The following is an 18,193-nucleotide window of genomic DNA, read 5'->3' on the forward strand; positions in this document are numbered from 1 at the left end:
TTTTCAGCTAGATACACAACAGCAAAAAGAGTGGAGTCTGGTGAATACATCTTACGTGCAAGAGCAGACGATGGGATCCGTGTTTATGTTGATGGAGAGTTAGTAATAGGCCGTTGGACTAATAGTTCATTTAGGGAAGATAATATCAAGATAACTATTGCGGACCGAGTGAATGTACCAGCTGGTGAAGAAAATATTCACTGGATAGAAGTTGAGTATTATGATTATTTAAGCGTGGGCAAAGTAGAAGTTCTTCTGGAGCAATCCTAAAGTTAAATGATAAAGGCATTGTTTTTAAACAATGCCTTTTTATCATTTATTAATTAATCAATTCAATATTGAAAATTTATATTATTTGTATTTCATTTTAATAAATAGAGAGACTATAGCTATGTTCATGTTTTAAAGATAGATCTTTTAAAAAGATAACAAATAGGTAAGGTTATTCATGATTTTAGTGCGAAACCAAAGAAATAGTATGATATAATTATTTTTTGAAATGCTGTTATTTTGCCAATTCAAAAATTATTGTATTAAATGAAAGAGTGCGTGGGAAATTTGGATAAAAAAAAACTTGCAATAAGTATAGTAACGTATAACAGTGAACATATATTTAAGGTTCTTGAAAATATCAAACAAGAGTTTGGCGATAATGATAGTTTTCGCTTTTTAATTTTTGATAATAATTCCGAAGAAGAATATAGAAACCGCCTAAGAGAATATCAGGATTTTGCCGATATTACGTTTAATAAAGAAAATAATGGTTTTGGATTTGGACATAATTTTAATTTGTTAAGTGCCAAGGAAGATTATTTTCTGGTTTTCAACCCAGATATCATACTCACAAGAAAGAATCTTGAGGAAATGATTAATATAATGGACCATGACGAAACCATAGCCTTATTAGTACCTAAGGTATTAAATGCTGATGGCACCACTCAACACTTAATTCGTGACCGTGTTTCAGTTTTTGATTATTTTTTGCGTTTCGTTCCATTTAAGTTTGTGAAGAGAATATTTAACAAACGTTTAGAGACCTATGAGTGTAGGAGAATAGAGAACTCACGTATGACTGATATACGAATTGGATCTGGATGTTTTATGTTAATTCGAGGGAATGACTTTAAAGAGATAAACGGGTTTGATGATAGATACTTTATGTATTTTGAAGACTATGACCTTTGTCTGGAACTAAAAAAACGGGGCAAAAGAGTTGTATACACACCATTCTCATCTGTAGTTCATTACTATGAGAGAGGCGCTCATAAGAACTGGAAGCTTTTTAAATTATTTATCAAATCAATGGTAAAATATTTCAATAAATGGGGCTGGCGTTTTTTCTAAAAGATACAAAAGAACAATTCAACTAGATATTTTATAACTGGGGGAAGAAAGAAATGAATAGGTTTGAAAAAATATTACTTACCGTTTTATTTATAGAACTATTTGTTGGTGGTGGAGGTCGACTTATTGACTTTGGCTTTTTATCGATCCGCCAAGTTTTATTTTTGCTACTAATTGCAACATTTTTAATTAGGATAATAAAAGAAAGAGCAATTTTAAATAAAGAAATTAACACATTTTTCCGTTTTACAGCAGTAACTATAGGTGTTTATTTGTTAATGGGATGGTTTATTGTTAGTGCTATCATTGGTTTTATAAATGGACATTCGACTTCTATAATTATAATGGATTTTTTAAGGGTATCTTATTTTGCAGCATATTTCCCTTTGGCATATTATATAACAAAGGATAGGTTCTCTGTGGAAAGGGTAATTTGTCTTTTAAAATACAGTGCACTTACTGTAGCAGTTTTTACGATTCTTATTGCATTATTAGGTAAAACATTCTTTGCTCCTAATTTTGATGCTTTTTATAGATTTATGAATACCATAATGAATGATGACTTATTTTTCAGACCTAGTAACAGTGTCTTTTATAAAAGTCATTTATTTGTAGTTCTTGGATTGGTTATTTCACTAAATTCTGTTCTAGGAAAAAAATATACAAAAGTTGATCTTTTAAACATAGTTTTATGTTCCATTTCAATAATATGGTCAGAAACTAGAGGATTCCTTTTAGCGTTTATGATAAGTGTTATTATGATTATAATATTGGATACTAAAGTTATAATAGACCCTGTGAAAGGAATAACTAGAAAGATAAAAGCATTACTAAATTCAAAAGTATTTATAAAAAAATCAATTATTTTGTTATTAGTGTTTATTTCAGTTCCTTTCCTATATAAAAGTATGACTTTGGAGAGATTTGGAGTAGCGGAGGAAACTCTTGAAGAAGATGAAATAGTGGAATCAGATGTTGACAATCCTGATTCAAAAGAGAATGAGGATGACAAGAGTAGTTTTGAGCCAGATGTAAACGATATAAGCATAAATGCAAGAATGAGCTTTATTCTTGCCTCGAAGGATATCTTAATTAGCAATCCAAGTAACCTTATTATCGGTACAGGTTATGGAGCTGAGATTGATGGAAGAGTAAATGGTATTGAAATGAGTTTTCTAGATATATTAGTAGAACAAGGATTGGTAGGTCTGTCAATTTGGTTTTTCTTGTTTCTTTTGGTATTTCTAAATATCCTTTATGTTTATAAACGAGGTGAGAAATTAGGCTCATTGGATATATCCCTCCTATCAGCTTTCATGGGACTCTTATTATTAACCAACATTAATCCATTTATTAACAATCCTATCGGAATTATTTTTTTCTTATTACTTCTTGTATATTCTCAAAATCGAAAAGAACAAGTAAAGTTAAAAAATAAAAATGGGGTTCTTTAATTGAAAATAACAATTGTAATTGTTTTGTATAATCAAAAAGTAGAAAGTAGTAAAACGTTCATATCACTTAATGAATCTTTAATGAATGTGAAGGGGGTTGTGGAAGACTTAGGGATTATCTTATACGATAACAGCCCTGAAAAACAAAACTTCAACCCTCATCAATATCAAAATCTCAAATTGTCATATGTACACGATAAAAGGAATATGGGAATAGCAACAGCTTACAATTATGCTTTTGATTGTGCACAAGAATATGATAGCGAATGGTTGTTACTTTTAGATCATGACACTGAAATAACACCTAATTATATTAACAAAATATTTGATTATTTAGATTATGAAAAAAATGTTGTGGCTCTAGTACCAATGGTGAATAGTGGGGGAACAATGATATCCCCTGTACATAGTTCTTCCCTGCGCCCTCTAAATGAAGAGAGGCCTTCAGTTGGGCTTCAATGCCGCCCTATAATGGCAATAAATTCCGGTACACTTGTTCGTTTGTCTTTCCTTAAAGAAATTGGGGGCTTCAATGAGGAATTTCCATTAGACTATTTGGATCATTGGCTGTTTTATGAAATATATGCTAGGGAGTATAAAGTATATATATTAAATGTCTATTTAGAACATGATTTATCCGTTATGAACTATAACAATGTTTCATATGAACGCTATCAAAGTATTTTGGATGCCGAAATAAATTTTTATAAAAACTATAAAAAAGATATGTATAAAATGTATCGAAAGCAATTATTAAAACGTCTTATTAAACAAATACTATTAGTGAAAAATAAAAAAGTGGCATTTTATACTTTGCGTCGGTTTCTTTCGATGAAGGGTTAGGTGTATGATGATTTCTGTTTGCATGGCAACATATAATGGTGAAAAATTTGTTATACAACAATTAGAATCAGTTCTTAAACAGCTAAATGATACAGACGAAATCATTGTTGTTGATGATGGATCTAAAGATCGAACTGTGGAGTTAATTAAAAGAAACTTTGGTGAACGAGTAAAGGTTAACCTTAATGAGAATAACTTAGGTGTCATAAAGAGTTTTGAAAAAGCTATTAAAATGGCAAAAGGTGAATATATTTTCCTTTGTGATCAAGATGATGTTTGGGAAGAAGTTAAAGTGAGTAAGATTTTAGAAGCGTTTAAAAACGAGAACGCGATGTTAGTTACACACGATGCACTTGTTGTTGATGCGAGTTTTGAAGTAATTCACCCTTCATGGAATGAGTATAATGGTAATAAAGTTAAACAAAATATTATTGGAAATTTACTAAAAAACGCTTTCACGGGTTGTATGATGGCCTTTCGAAAAGAACTAGTCCCGTACATTGTTCCATTTCCTCAATCAATTGAAATGCATGATCAATGGATTGCCTTAGTATGTAAAATTGAAAAAAAGAAGATAGTGCATCTTAGTGAGCCTCTCATGAAATATGTTCGGCACGGGAATAATGTTACCGGGATGAAAAAAAGGTCAATAGCAGAACAAGTAAAAGGACGATTGGGAACAATTAAATCAGTTAAACAGTACAAAAATAAAAAATGATTTGTTATTTAGTTTCTATTTTCTTACAATGTTGGTAGGGATTTTTTAGTAGAGAAATTAATTAATTAGGAGTTGATAGTTTTGAAAGGAATTATTTTAGCTGGCGGAAGTGGAACTCGTTTATATCCTTTAACAAAAGTAGTATCAAAGCAATTGTTACCGGTTTATGATAAACCTATGGTATATTACCCAATTTCCGTATTAATGCTTGCAGGGATTAAAGATATTTTAGTTATTTCTACACCTGAGGATATTTCTCGTTTTGAACAAATTTTAGGTGATGGGTCGGATTTAGGTATTAACTTTTCATATGCAGTTCAACCAGAACCAGGCGGATTAGCTCAAGCGTTTATAATTGGTGAAGAATTTATTGGTGATGACAATGTTGCATTAGTATTAGGAGACAATATATTCTATGGGCATGGTCTTTCTCAATTATTGCAAAATGCTGTTTCGAGAGAAAAGGGAGCATCCGTATTTGGATATTATGTAAATGATCCTGAAAGATTTGGTGTGGTTGAATTTGACAGTAATGGAAAGGCTGTATCTATAGAAGAAAAACCTAGTCAACCTAAATCCAACTATGCAGTAACAGGTCTTTATTTTTATGACAATCGTGTAGTCGATATTGCTAAAAATATAAAACCTTCAGATCGAGGAGAACTAGAAATTACGGATGTAAACAAAAAATATTTAGAGCTTGGGGATTTAAGTGTGGAATTATTAGGCCGAGGATATGCATGGCTTGATACAGGTACCCATGAATCTCTACTTGAAGCTTCTCAATTTATCGAAACAATTGAAAAGCGTCAATCGTTAAAAATTGCTTGCCTTGAGGAGATTGCATATAAAATGGGCTATATTAATAAGGACAAGCTATTAGAATTGGCAGAACCTTTAATGAAAAATCAGTATGGTCAATATTTAGCAAAAATAGCAAATCAAGCAAAGTAATTTGAAATGAGGGCAGGTAATGAATTTAATTAAAACCAAAATACCGGATGTGTTGATATTAGAACCAAAAGTGTTTGGAGATCACCGTGGTTATTTTATGGAAAGCTATAATAAAAATGTTTATGAACAGTTAGGCTTAAAATATGAATTTATTCAAGACAACCAATCATTATCTGAGGCCGTGGGAACGTTAAGAGGATTACACTTCCAATTAAATCCTAAAGCACAAACGAAAGTAGTAAGGTGCATAACGGGTGCTATCTATGATGTAGCAGTCGATATACGTAAGGGATCTCCTACATATGGAGAATGGATTGGAGTTATTTTAACGGAATATAATAAGCGCCAATTATTGGTTCCGAAAGGTTTCGCACATGGATTTTGCACCCTAGTACCAAACACAACAGTTGCCTACAAGGTTGACGAATATTATTCTCCTGAACATGATGGTGGCATTCTTTGGAATGATCCTGCGCTAGGAATAGAGTGGCCAACTAATTCACCAGTATTATCAGAGAAAGATACAAAGCATCCAACACTAGAAAAAGCTGATTTGAATTTTATATTTGAAAAATAGGAGGTAGCTCATGAAATTATTAGTAACGGGTGGAGCAGGATTTATTGGAAGTAACTTTGTTAGATATATGGTTAGAAAGTATCCTGAATACCAAATAGTAAATGTAGATTTGATGACATATGCTGGAAACCTTGAGAATTTAAAAGAAGTGGAAAAAGCACCTAATTATAAATTTGTGCAAGGTGATATTGCAGATAGAGAGTTTGTTAATGGTTTGTTCGAAGAGGAAAAATTTGATTTTGTTTTAAACTTTGCTGCAGAATCACATGTGGATAGAAGTATCACAAACCCGGATGTATTTGTTCGTACAAACGTTCAAGGTACCCAAGTACTTTTAGATGCTGCAAAAAATATTGGAGTTAAAAAGTATTTGCAGGTTTCAACGGATGAAGTATACGGAACCTTGGGTGAAACTGGATATTTTACTGAAAAAACTCCTTTAGAACCAAATAGTCCATATAGTGCTAGTAAAGCAGGTGCAGACTTATTAGTTCGTGCATATCATGAGACATTTGGATTACCAGTAAATATTACTCGTTGTTCCAATAACTATGGTCCATTCCATTTCCCAGAAAAGTTGATTCCACTAATTATTATTAATGCGCTGAATGATAAGGAATTACCTGTATATGGAGATGGTCTAAATGTTCGTGATTGGTTACACGTAGAGGACCATTGCCAAGCAATAGATTTAGTGCTACACAATGGACGAAATGGTGAAGTTTACAATGTAGGTGGAAATAATGAACGTACAAACATTGAAATTGTAAAGACGATCTTAAAGCATCTAAATAAGCCAGAATCATTAATTAAGTTCGTAAAAGACCGTCCGGGACATGATCGTCGCTATGCAATTGATGCGACAAAACTCCGAACTGAATTAGGATGGAACCCAAAATATAACTTTGATACAGGAATTGAACAAACCGTTAACTGGTATCTGAACAACCAAGATTGGTGGGAAAACATCATCTCTGGAGAGTATCAACAGTACTTTCAAAAACAGTATGGGGACAGGCTAGAGGTAGAATAATGATTGCATTCGTAACAGGAGTAAATGGTCAGCTAGGATATGATGTAGTAAAGCAATTAAAACACAAAGGGAAACATGAAGTTTTTGGTTTTAATCGGTCAGAACTAGACGTTACAGACGAAGATGCAGTTTTCCAACTTGTTAATAAAATTAAACCAAATGTAATCTTACATTGTGCAGCTTATACAAACGTTGATGGTGCAGAAGAAGATGAAGGTACAGCATATAATGTCAATGCATTAGGTACAAAATATTTGGCTCAAGCAGCCAAAGAAGTCGGTGCCAAAATGGTTTACGTAAGTACTGATTATGTATTTAATGGTTCCGCAAATGAACCATATGAAGTGGATGATCCTACGGAACCATTAGGAGCTTATGGTAGGACGAAATTAGCTGGAGAACAATTCCTTAAAGAATTGGTTAATGAGTGTTATATTGTAAGAACGGCTTGGGTTTATGGAATTAATGGAAATAATTTCGTCAAAACAATGATGAAATTAGGAACTGAACGTGATGAAATTGGGGTTGTATACGATCAGGTAGGCTCCCCAACATATACCGTTGATTTAGCTAATTTCATGCTGGAGCTTATGGAAACTGAAAAGTATGGTACGTATCATTTTACGAATGATGGAATTTGTTCTTGGTATGATTTTGCAGTTGAAATTTTCAAACAATCAGGAATAGATGTAAAAGTAAATGCATTAACAACCGAGCAGTTTCCTAGACCTGCTGCACGGCCGAAGTATTCCGTGCTAAGTAAAAAAGAACTAGAAAACCAAGGTTTTTTAAAACCACGCAGTTGGAATGAAGCCTTGGCAGCATATCTGGATGAACTAAAATAAATATTTATTAAAGGAGGGACAAAGAATTTTTTTTGACCCTCTTTTTTTGTGTTCAACAAGCGAATAGTTTATTAGTTTTTAAAAAAGCTGAAACATTTCTCTGTATAGTAACGTCTAACTATTCGAAATTCATTTTATTTAATTTAGGTCTTTTCAAAAGTGTTTGAGTAAAGTAATATGGTTTAAGGAATTCAAAATTCTGTAAATATTAGGTTTAGAATTTTTTAAACTTGACAAATATATTAAATATCTAGCAAACTTTTACCCAAATTAACAGAGTATGATAAAATGATTTCTAATATTAAAGATTACTAATTCTAATGTTTAATACAAATATGCTATTAGCATGGAGGGAATTATGTTACTTTTCACTTTAATTCTATGTTTTGTAACGGCTTTAGCTATAACGCCACTAATCAAAATGTTAGCTTATAAAATAGGGGCAACGGATAATCCTGATCACAGAAAGGTCCATCAAGTTGTGATGCCAAGATTAGGCGGATTAGCAATATTTATGAGTTTTATATTAGGTGTACTTATTATTAATCCAAGTGAACACTTCCACTTGCCTATTATAGATTTAAGTACTACTAGTATCCACCTACCTATTGTTATTGGTAGTTTCATAATTATTTTTACAGGAATTTGTGATGATATTATACAAATATCTCCTAAATGGAAATTACTTGGCCAACTTGTTGCTGCTATTATTGTGGTCGTTGTTGGTGATATTAGACTAGAGTTTATTAATTTACCATTTGGAGGTCAATTAAGCTTTGGTGAATATCTCAGCATTCCAATTACACTGATTTGGATAATTGGTATTACAAATGCTATTAATTTAATTGACGGCTTAGACGGTCTGGCAGCAGGAGTTTCTGCTATTGCTTTATTTTCTATTGCAGGCATGGCTGTAATGATGGGTAATCCGTATGTGATGGTTATGGCTTTAATTGTAGGCGTATCCGCGCTAGGGTTTCTTGTATTTAATTTCTATCCCGCAAAAATATTTATGGGAGACACGGGAGCCTTATTTTTAGGCTATATGATTTCTGTACTTTCTTTATTAGGCTTTAAAAATGTTACTTTTGTTTCTCTTATTGTACCGATCCTAATTTTGGCTGTTCCAATTTTAGATACAGCCTTTGCAATAATTCGCAGATTAATAAATAAGCAGCCACTTTCTTCACCTGATAAATCTCATATGCATCATTGCTTGATTCGAATTGGTTACACACATAAGCAAACTGTATTGGTTATTTACCTAATGAGTGCGATGTTTGGAATTGCAGCATTTATTTTTTCGCAAACAACAATTTGGGGTTCATTCATCGTATTGTTATTTATATTAGTTGCTGTTGAATTACTTGTAGAGAAGATAGGTTTAATTAAAGAGGATTATAAGCCACTTTTAAACTTTATTAATGCAAGAAAACCAATGAAATCTAAGTATAAAAATCTGTAAAAATTAGTAAAGCTACCTGTCTTTATTCTCTTAACTACAGGTAGCTTATATTTATAAAGAAGAGTTATATGTTAAACTAAGAATGATAATAATACTAAAGATAACATGTGGCAAAGGGGAAGAGTGAATGAAACGTGTGAAAAAGGCTATTATTCCTGCTGCGGGCCTCGGAACAAGATTTTTACCAGCAACCAAAGCAATGCCGAAAGAAATGCTTCCAATTGTAGATAAGCCTACCATTCAATTTATAGTTGAAGAAGCAATAGAGTCGGGAATTGAAGATATTATTATTGTGACTGGAAAAGGAAAGCGTTCCATTGAGGATCACTTCGATAGTAACTTTGAGCTTGAAGAAAATCTAATGAAAAAAGAGAAATACGATTTACTTGAAAAAGTGAAAAAATCATCGCAGGTAGACTTACATTATATTCGTCAAAAGGAGCCACTCGGTCTTGGACATGCCGTTTGGTGTGCAAGAAAATTCATTGGTGATGAGCCGTTTGGAGTTTTACTCGGTGATGATATTGTACAAGCCGAAACACCAGGTTTACGTCAGCTCATTATGCAGTACGAGGAGACTGGAGGATCTGTAATAGGTGTTCAAAGGGTAAGTGATGAAGAGACTCATCGTTATGGCATTGTAGATGCTGGAAATAAAGAGGGGCATCGTTATGCTGTTAATACTTTAGTAGAAAAACCTGCTCCGGGTACTGCTCCTTCAAACTTAGCAGTAATGGGTAGATATGTATTGACTCCAGAAATATTTAAGTACTTAAGTATGTTTGAAAAAGGTTCTGGTGGTGAAATTCAATTAACAGATGCAATTGCAAAGCTTAATGAAGAGCAACAAGTATATGCTTATGATTTTCAGGGTAAACGTTATGATGTTGGTGAAAAACTTGGGTTTATTAAGACTTCTATTGAATTTGCTTTACAAAATGAAGAAATTGGTTCAGAAGTTAGAGCAATGCTTGAGGTTCTAGTTAAAAATAATTAAATGTACAAAGTATAAGTAGTGACTTCATCCTTTAGGTGAAGTCATTTTTTATGTAATAAAAATAAATTGTTGGTTTTATCAATAATTTGTTAAAATACAATATATTGAACGTTTCCAATCAAAGCAAATTCTTTGCAAAAACCTCATATGCTTAGTTGCGGGATATTTTAGCGAAATAAGAAGAATAAAATTTATAGGGGAGGTTTTAAAAAGGTGAAACCTCAAGCTGAAATTTATGGAAAGGACTAGACTAAGTGGATAATACCAAGCCAAAAATGATAACATGGAGAAAATCCTGTATTTTCTAATTATCACATTACGATAATTTATATGGTATAAATATATTGAGATTATAATTGACAAAATTTGTGGGGTGGGAAGACACCCAATAATAGGAGGAATCCGCATGTCTTGGCAAGAAAATTATACTAAATGGGACCTTTTTGAAGACCTCGATGCAAAACTACGTGAACAATTAAATAAAATAAAAGACAATGAAAAATTATTAGAAGAAGCTTTTCATCAGCCGTTAACATTCGGTACTGGTGGAATGCGTGGAGAACTTGGGCCAGGTACTAACCGTATGAATATATATACTGTCCGTAAAGCAGCAGAAGGACTAGCGAAATACATAGAAAAACAAGGGGAGGAAGCAAAAGAAAAAGGAATAGTGGTAGCTCATGACTCTCGCCATATGTCACCAGAGTTTTCGTTAGAAACTGCTAAAGTAATGGGAGCACATGGAATTAAGACATATTTGTTTACTTCCTTACGTCCGACACCAGAGTTGTCTTTTGCTGTTAGACATTTGAATGCTTCTGCTGGAGTAGTTGTTACAGCAAGCCATAACCCACCAGAATATAATGGTTATAAAGTATACAATGAAGATGGTGGACAGGCTCCTCCAGCCCAAGCAGAAGAAATAGTTAAATTAGTTAATGAAGTAGAGAATGAACTATTAATTGAAGTGGCTTCCAAAGAAGATTTAGAGCAAAAAGGTCTTTTAAAGTGGATTGATACAGAAGTAGACAAGGCATACATGGATGCTTTAAACACAATTTCTTTAAATCCTACTGTAATAAAAGAACAAGCAGAAAATATTAATATTGTTTTTACGCCCCTACATGGAACTTCTTATGATTTGGTTAAGAATGGGTTAGAAGAGTTTGGGTTTAAAAATGTGACGATTGTAGAAGAGCAAGCAAAACCAGATCCAGAATTCTCAACAGTTGCATCACCAAATCCAGAGGAACACCAAGCCTTTACGTTGGCAATTGAGTATGGGAAAAAAGTGGATGCAGACCTACTTATAGGAACTGATCCAGATGCAGACAGATTAGGAGTTGCCGTTAAAACACCATCAGGGGACTACACGGTTTTAACAGGTAATCAGCTAGGAACTTTACTACTTGATTACATATTATCAAACACACAAAGTCTCCCAGACAATGGGCTTATGATTAAAACGATTGTTACTTCAGAATTTGGACAAGCAGTTGCGTCTCATTATGGGATTAGTACATTAGATACATTAACTGGTTTTAAATTTATCGGGGAAAAAATTCGTGAATACGAGCAAACCGGGGAATATAAATTCTTATTTGGATATGAAGAAAGTTATGGTTATTTAATTAAGGACTTTGCTCGTGACAAAGACGCAGTACAAGCTGCACTACTTTCCTGCGAAATGGGGGCTTATTGGAAGTCAAAAGGCAAGACGCTTTTAGAGGCCTTAGATGATCTCTATGAAAGGCATGGATATTATTTAGAGGATCTTCATTCCATCACATTAAAAGGGATTGAAGGAACAGAGAAGATCAAAAATATTATGGAAAACTTCCGTGAAGAACCACTCCAAAATGTTGAAGATCTTCAAGTTATTGCAATGGAAGATTATAAAAGTGGAACAAGAACGTATTTGGGTAACAATAAAACAGAAGTGATTAAACTTCCAAAATCAGACGTGATTAAGTTTAAGTTATCTGATAATTGCTGGTGCTGTCTTCGTCCATCTGGTACAGAACCAAAAATTAAATTTTATTTTGGAGTCAAAGGTGAAACAATACAAGCTTCTAAAGATAGATTAAATCAACTTAAAAAAGCAGTAATAGAAAGAATAAACAAAATTTAAACAAGCTAAGACAACCAGATACCTTTTAGAAAGTAATCTGGTTGCTTTGTCATAACTTAAAGTTATTAAAAACGAATCGGCACTTTTGTCACTGTTATTTAATAGTGATTTAATTCCTAAGAATTCAAATATAATTTTTAGATAAAAACAGGGATGTGTAAAATAGATGAAAATTGCAGTTGCTGGCACTGGATATGTTGGACTCTCAAATGCTGTATTACTTGCCCAACATTGTAAAGTAGTCGCACTTGATATTGTCCAAGAAAAAGTAGATATGATTAATAGAAAAGAATCACCAATAGTTGATAAAGAAATTGAACAGTTTCTCTCAATGAAAAAGTTAAATCTTGTTGCTACTACCGATAAATATGAAGCTTATCACGATGCAGATTTTGTTATTATTGCAACTCCAACTGACTATGATCCTGAGCAAAATTATTTTAATACAAGGTCTGTGGAAAATGTAGTTGAATCAGTATTAGAATTTAACCAAAATGCTGTTATGGTCATCAAGTCAACAGTCCCAGTTGGCTACACAAAAGAAATTAAAGCAAAATATGAAACGGATAATATTATATTTTCTCCTGAGTTCTTAAGAGAGGGGAAAGCGTTATATGACAATTTGCACCCTTCTAGAATAATTGTTGGGGAAAAATCAGAGCGTGCAGAAAAATTTGCAGCCTTGCTACTAGAAGGAGCAGTAAAAAAAGAAGTTCCGATTCTATTTACTGATTCGACGGAAGCGGAAGCAGTTAAGTTATTTTCTAATACGTATCTTGCTCTTAGGGTTGCTTATTTTAATGAACTTGATTCCTATGCTGAGTTGAAAGGTTTAAATGCGAAACAAATCATAGAAGGTGTTGGATTAGATCCAAGAATAGGTAGTCATTACAATAATCCTTCATTTGGTTACGGTGGTTATTGTTTACCTAAAGACACAAAGCAACTAAAAGCAAACTATGAGGATGTACCGAATAATCTTATAAGCGCAATTGTTGATGCAAACAAAACAAGAAAAGACTTTATTGCATCCCAAATCATCAAGAAGAACCCTAAAGTAGTAGGTATTTACCGATTAACTATGAAAACAGATTCTGATAACTTTAGATCTTCAGCTATACAAGGAATAATGAAAAGAATAAAAGGGGAAGGTATTGAGGTTGTCATTTATGAACCTGTATTAAGAGAAGAAACGTTCTATAACTCGAAAGTAATTAGAAATTTAGCTGAGTTTAAACGGTTATCTGATGTTATTGTATCCAATCGATTAGCTGAAGAATTAGAGGATGTAAAAGATAAAGTTTATACAAGAGATTTGTTTAAAAGAGATTAGATTAGTTAAAAAGGTGATTGCATTTATGCAATCACCTTTTTAACTTAGATAGTAGCAATCCTACTAAAAAGGTATTTTACTATAAATTTAAAAAAGTGATATAATTACCTGTAGGAAACGGACAAACGTATATTATATAATAACGGAGTTAAGAGAAACTTTTAATAATGTTAATAGTTTGTAAATTTAGAAATTCTAGTAATTATATTATTAATATGCAGGGGGAAAAAACATGACTTTTAACGAAATAATGGCATTAATAATGCCTTCTATAATTGCTTTGCTATTTTATTCTAAAGTTAACAAAAAAAATATGTCTATGTTTGAAATAGTTAGTAATTTAGTTTTATTTATGTTGATTACTAATTCTATATGTTATGCTATATTAATTTATCTGCAAACCTCACCAATCATTTTCAGTATATCATTTACTTTGAAGTATAGTGTTATGGCCACTTTCATTGCAGTTGTAGTTGCGATTTTATACAGATTTATTGAGTTAAATATAAAAATAAATATTAAAGTGGAGTCAATAAATGAAAAGAAAGATTAGTTTGATTATTAGTGTGATAACTTTTTTAGTTTTAATTACAAGTGCAGTTGTTATTGCTTTTATAAAATATATTGTTGATAATTTCGCAGATTCATCTATTGATGAAATGATTTTTTATATGATAAGTGGTATGAACGGGGCTGCCAGTGATGTATTTATTACTGGTATTAAAACAAGTATCGTTCCCTTTTTACTGATTTTGATCCTTTTGCTTCTCCCAATTATTCGTTTAAAGAAAAGAAAAAATGTTATCGAAATAAAGTTTAGAAATAAAAAATTCGAGATTCATTTTTTTCCTATTAAATTCCTTTATAAATATAGATTGATTTATGCATGTATTCTTTTATTTGTATCATTACTGACTAGTTACAAAATATTAGGAGTAGACAATTATATCAACCGGCTAAACGAATACTCAACTTTGATGGATGATTATTATGTGAGTGGTACCGATGTATCCATAACTTTTCCAAACGAAAAAAGAAATTTGATTATTTTATATTTAGAATCAGTAGAAAATTCGTTAATAGATAAAGATAACGGTGGAGGCTGGGAATATTCAGTCATCCCGGAATTAGAAAATATTGCACAGAATAATTTGAATTTCTCTAATTCAGATAAGATTGGCGGAGCACATCCTATTACTGGAACTACATGGACTGTAGGAGCTTTAGTTGCTACAACATCTGGAATACCACTAAAGATCCCTATAAATGGAAACGAATATACATCATCTGAAAATTTCCTAGCTGGTGCCTATACTTTGGGGGACGTTTTAAAAAACGAAGGGTATAATTTAGAGCTTATGTTTGGTTCAGATGCTAACTTTGGTGGACGTAAAAATTACTATACCTATCATGGAGATTATAAAATTTTTGATGTTAATACAGCAATTCAAGAAGGAAAGATGCTTGAAAGTGAACAAGTGTGGTGGGGATTTGACGACTCTCATTTGTTTGAATGGGCTAAAGAGGAAATAATTTCCTTGGCAAGTTCTGATGAACCTTTTAACTTTACTTTTTTAACAGCAAACACCCATTTCCCTAATGGCTATTTAGAGAGCTCGGCGGAAACCAAATTTGAGAGTCAGTATGAAAATGTATTTGCACACTCATCAAAACAAGTAGATGAATTTGTGAAGTGGTTTGAAGAACAGGATTTTTATAATAACACTACCTTAGTTATATTAGGGGATCACCTTAGTATGCAGACTGAATTTTTTTCCTCAAATATTTATGAGGGATACAGTAGAACAATGTATAATGCATTTATAAATTCTTCCATTGAACCGGTAAATGCAAAAAACAGAACATTTTCTTCATTGGATTTCTATCCAACTATATTAGGAAGTATAGGGGTAGAAATTGAGGGTAATCGTTTGGGTTTAGGTACAAACCTTTTTTCAGAAAGAGAAACCTTGGTAGAGGAGTTAGGGTTTAGTTTTGTAAACTCTGAGCTTTCTAAAAACTCAAGCTTTTATAACCGTAATATATTACAAGGAGATTATTTAGACTTATTGAAAAAAGCAGAACAAGGAAATCAGGAGTAATTTAAAGGATAAAATTTAATTAGTAGAAGTGTTTAAGAAGAGACAATCAATCAAGTATATTAATTGATTGATTGTCTTTTTTATTCTTTTCAGATTCTCTCTATTAACTTCTTTTACTATGATAGAGCTAATAAATAAAAAGGAATGATAAAAATGAAGAGAAACATATTTTATATGCTGTCAATTCTATTTTTATTTACAGCCTGTTCGGAAGATGCTTCTAAACAACAAGACAGTATCTTCTCAATTTACGGTATTAATCTAGGAGACACAATGGATACAGTAGTCGAAAAAGTTGGATTACCAGATGATAAAGAAGGTAGCCCTCAATATGACCAGGAAGATGTTCCTCCTGAATACCAAGACAGAGGCGAGTTCTGGATTTATGAATATGATGATTTCGATATCGTGTTTGAGGATAATAGAGTTATTACCTTAGCTGCAAGTGGGGATGAATTTCAAACCGATAAGGGAATTGGAATGTATTTTACACAACATGAAGTCGAAGAAAGTTATAAGAAATACCCTATTTACACAAGGGATAATGAGGAATATTACATAGAAGTTGGCGACAATTGGTTAGTGTTAGTACGTGATTATATGATCTATTATGGGGATCCATTTTTGCTAGAAACTGTTGGGCGAAGCTATGCGGATGTAGCGGATGAATTAACGTTAGTATCTGAGGGGAAAAGTTTATTTTCGTTTCAAAGTGATAACGACCAATCAAACAGATCAGAAACACCGACTCTATCACACGCTCCTAACATGAGTTTATATACGCAACCAAACGGTCCTTTTGACTTGTATGCCGCTGTTCATCAAAAAAACACACTAAAAACATTATCTGCAGGAAAAGTTCCTTATCTTCCCGTTACAATAGGGACAAAACGACAAGATATTGAAAGACAATGGGGAATGCCCTATCACGATTTCTGGGTATGGGAAGCTAATTATCCTTCTTATTTTAATATCGCCTTTGAATATGATGAAACTGATAGAGTTTCGGGGATTATCATTGAAAACCAAACGGACGGATTAACTCAAGAGAAGGTTATGGATTTATTTGGCCAACCAGATTCTGCTGAATGGGGAGCATTGTGGGAGCTTACCTATAACCTTGGAGAATATAGGTTAATCATCTACTTTGATTATGATGATTTAGATGAGCCTGTTATGAATTTTATTATAACAAAATAAATAGCAAATGCTGCTGTTCTAACTAGAACAGCGGCATTTTTTTTATGATTTTTAATTAAAACTAAAAATACTAATTTTAAAACTAGTATTCTCTAAAAACATCCGGTGATCTAGTATATTCCTCTATTAGTTTGTTAACACTATAAGTGAAATCAACAAGGAAGGGGAGTTTTTCTTGAGATTTACATATATTTACTTTATACTTGTAATATTATTTTTAGTTGGATGCGGTATAGAAACCACTATGGAAGAAGTAGAAGCTTCTTCAATAAAAACAAATCCAATATCGGAGCGTAAAACAAATATAGAGAAACGTTCTGCTATAACACCAACAGCATCTGCTTTAAATAATTCTGTTAAACTACTAAATGACATAATAGATTTAGAAAAGAGAATAGTCGACCCCCAAACTAACGAGGAAAATAACGAACTTTTTAATAAAAAAAATGATTTAAAAATTTCTATCATAACTGAAAATATTAATATTGGTATGAAACAAACGGAAATAATTCATTTGCTCGGTACTCCTAATGTTATTGGAATTAGTCCAATGAACGGGCAAGAAGTCTGGCGTTATGATTTTGTCAATGTAGAAGGCTATGTGTTCCATGAAAATGAACATTTTCAGGAGATGGGGATAGTCGATACTGTTGACATAGATGGTTTAAAGAGAGACAAGCTTTCTATGCAGCTATTCCTGAATTGGAAGGGTAATACCCTTTCACACATTGTCAACTATGACAAGCACGAAGAAGACATTAGAGAATATCGTGTATTCGAGAATAAAGAAGTGCGTGAAGTTATCCTTTCCCAAATGTGAGTGTGACGTTTATTTATGACTATCGTCTAATGTGATGGAGGAAATGATTTTTGAAAGAGTGATTAAATGTATAATGGCAAGAACAGTGAGGAATTAAAGGCTTTATTAGTAAATGCTTTTGAAAAAGGTAATGAGCAAACAGTTCAATTAGATGAAATGATGACTCAGTTAAAAAATGACCTTAGAGGTATTTTATACAAAGATGTTAAAAGAGCAAAAATTAGAAAGAATGCTTAAGTTTAAAAATATGTAACCAACTGGAAATTTTATTACTTCCAGTTGGTTATTTTTATGTTATATTAGTATATGTATATTCAGAAAAGTTACAAAAAACGACATTTTTATTATGTCATTTCCTTTTATATGTAAAATTACAT

The 18,193-nt window shown here is 32.4% G+C and carries 18 protein-coding genes; all 18 read left to right on the forward strand.

Annotation, left to right across the window (positions count from 1 at the left end; genetic code table 11):
* On the forward strand, window positions 1-270 hold a 270-nt coding region (locus tag HNQ94_RS14730), incomplete at its 5' end, for a PA14 domain-containing protein (RefSeq protein ID WP_260400954.1).
* A 288-nt stretch (window positions 271-558) separates the two neighbouring features.
* The gene (locus tag HNQ94_RS14735) at window positions 559-1,344 is read left to right on the forward strand and encodes a glycosyltransferase family 2 protein (protein WP_246200031.1); all 786 of its coding nucleotides are present in this window, start codon (window positions 559-561) and stop codon (window positions 1,342-1,344) included.
* A gap of 53 nt (window positions 1,345-1,397) precedes the next feature.
* Window positions 1,398-2,798 (forward strand): hypothetical protein, encoded by a 1,401-nt coding sequence (locus tag HNQ94_RS14740; RefSeq protein ID WP_174496906.1) that lies wholly within the window; start codon window positions 1,398-1,400, stop codon window positions 2,796-2,798.
* Window positions 2,799-3,641: a glycosyltransferase gene (locus HNQ94_RS14745; RefSeq protein ID WP_174496907.1), complete on the forward strand. Its 843-nt coding sequence runs from the start codon at window positions 2,799-2,801 to the stop codon at window positions 3,639-3,641.
* Window positions 3,642-3,645: 4 nt separating this feature from the next.
* Window positions 3,646-4,359: a glycosyltransferase family 2 protein gene (locus HNQ94_RS14750; RefSeq protein ID WP_217423889.1), complete on the forward strand. Its 714-nt coding sequence runs from the start codon at window positions 3,646-3,648 to the stop codon at window positions 4,357-4,359.
* A gap of 81 nt (window positions 4,360-4,440) precedes the next feature.
* Window positions 4,441-5,313 (forward strand): glucose-1-phosphate thymidylyltransferase RfbA, encoded by an 873-nt coding sequence (gene rfbA, locus HNQ94_RS14755; protein WP_174496908.1) that lies wholly within the window; start codon window positions 4,441-4,443, stop codon window positions 5,311-5,313.
* 19 nt (window positions 5,314-5,332) lie between these two features.
* On the forward strand, window positions 5,333-5,890 hold the full coding sequence (gene rfbC / locus HNQ94_RS14760) for a dTDP-4-dehydrorhamnose 3,5-epimerase (RefSeq protein WP_174496909.1): 558 nt from the start codon (window positions 5,333-5,335) through the stop codon (window positions 5,888-5,890).
* Window positions 5,891-5,900: 10 nt separating this feature from the next.
* Window positions 5,901-6,923 (forward strand): dTDP-glucose 4,6-dehydratase, encoded by a 1,023-nt coding sequence (gene rfbB / locus HNQ94_RS14765; protein WP_174496910.1) that lies wholly within the window; start codon window positions 5,901-5,903, stop codon window positions 6,921-6,923.
* Window positions 6,923-7,768: a dTDP-4-dehydrorhamnose reductase gene (gene rfbD / locus HNQ94_RS14770; protein WP_174496911.1), complete on the forward strand. Its 846-nt coding sequence runs from the start codon at window positions 6,923-6,925 to the stop codon at window positions 7,766-7,768. The genes rfbB and rfbD overlap by 1 nt, the downstream gene beginning before the upstream one ends.
* 358 nt (window positions 7,769-8,126) lie before the next feature.
* Entirely contained in the window at window positions 8,127-9,233 is a 1,107-nt protein-coding gene (locus HNQ94_RS14775; protein WP_174496912.1) for an MraY family glycosyltransferase, read from the forward strand.
* 127 nt (window positions 9,234-9,360) lie between these two features.
* Window positions 9,361-10,230, forward strand: a complete 870-nt coding sequence (gene galU / locus HNQ94_RS14780; RefSeq protein WP_174496913.1) for a UTP--glucose-1-phosphate uridylyltransferase GalU — start codon at window positions 9,361-9,363, stop codon at window positions 10,228-10,230.
* Between the two features lie 406 nt (window positions 10,231-10,636).
* Entirely contained in the window at window positions 10,637-12,361 is a 1,725-nt protein-coding gene (locus tag HNQ94_RS14785; RefSeq protein WP_174496914.1) for a phospho-sugar mutase, read from the forward strand.
* 166 nt (window positions 12,362-12,527) lie between these two features.
* Window positions 12,528-13,694 (forward strand): nucleotide sugar dehydrogenase, encoded by a 1,167-nt coding sequence (locus tag HNQ94_RS14790; RefSeq protein WP_174496915.1) that lies wholly within the window; start codon window positions 12,528-12,530, stop codon window positions 13,692-13,694.
* 232 nt (window positions 13,695-13,926) lie between these two features.
* A complete protein-coding gene (locus HNQ94_RS14795; RefSeq protein WP_174496916.1) occupies window positions 13,927-14,247 on the forward strand; it encodes a hypothetical protein in 321 nt (106 codons plus the stop codon).
* On the forward strand, window positions 14,231-15,796 hold the full coding sequence (locus tag HNQ94_RS14800) for an LTA synthase family protein (protein WP_174496917.1): 1,566 nt from the start codon (window positions 14,231-14,233) through the stop codon (window positions 15,794-15,796). Before HNQ94_RS14795 ends, HNQ94_RS14800 begins: the two co-directional genes overlap by 17 nt.
* Window positions 15,797-15,949: 153 nt before the next feature.
* Complete coding sequence (locus tag HNQ94_RS14805) at window positions 15,950-16,996, forward strand: DUF4309 domain-containing protein (RefSeq protein ID WP_174496918.1); 1,047 nt, start codon at window positions 15,950-15,952, stop codon at window positions 16,994-16,996.
* A gap of 175 nt (window positions 16,997-17,171) precedes the next feature.
* On the forward strand, window positions 17,172-17,816 hold the full coding sequence (locus HNQ94_RS14810; RefSeq protein ID WP_174496919.1) for a hypothetical protein: 645 nt from the start codon (window positions 17,172-17,174) through the stop codon (window positions 17,814-17,816).
* Between the two features lie 66 nt (window positions 17,817-17,882).
* Window positions 17,883-18,053: a YwzD family small protein gene (locus HNQ94_RS14815; protein ID WP_174496920.1), complete on the forward strand. Its 171-nt coding sequence runs from the start codon at window positions 17,883-17,885 to the stop codon at window positions 18,051-18,053.
* The last annotated feature ends 140 nt before the right edge of the window (window positions 18,054-18,193 follow it).

Origin of the sequence: Salirhabdus euzebyi, from assembly GCF_014207435.1 — a bacterium.
Classification (GTDB): Bacteria; Bacillota; Bacilli; order Bacillales; family Alkalibacillaceae; genus Salirhabdus; species Salirhabdus euzebyi.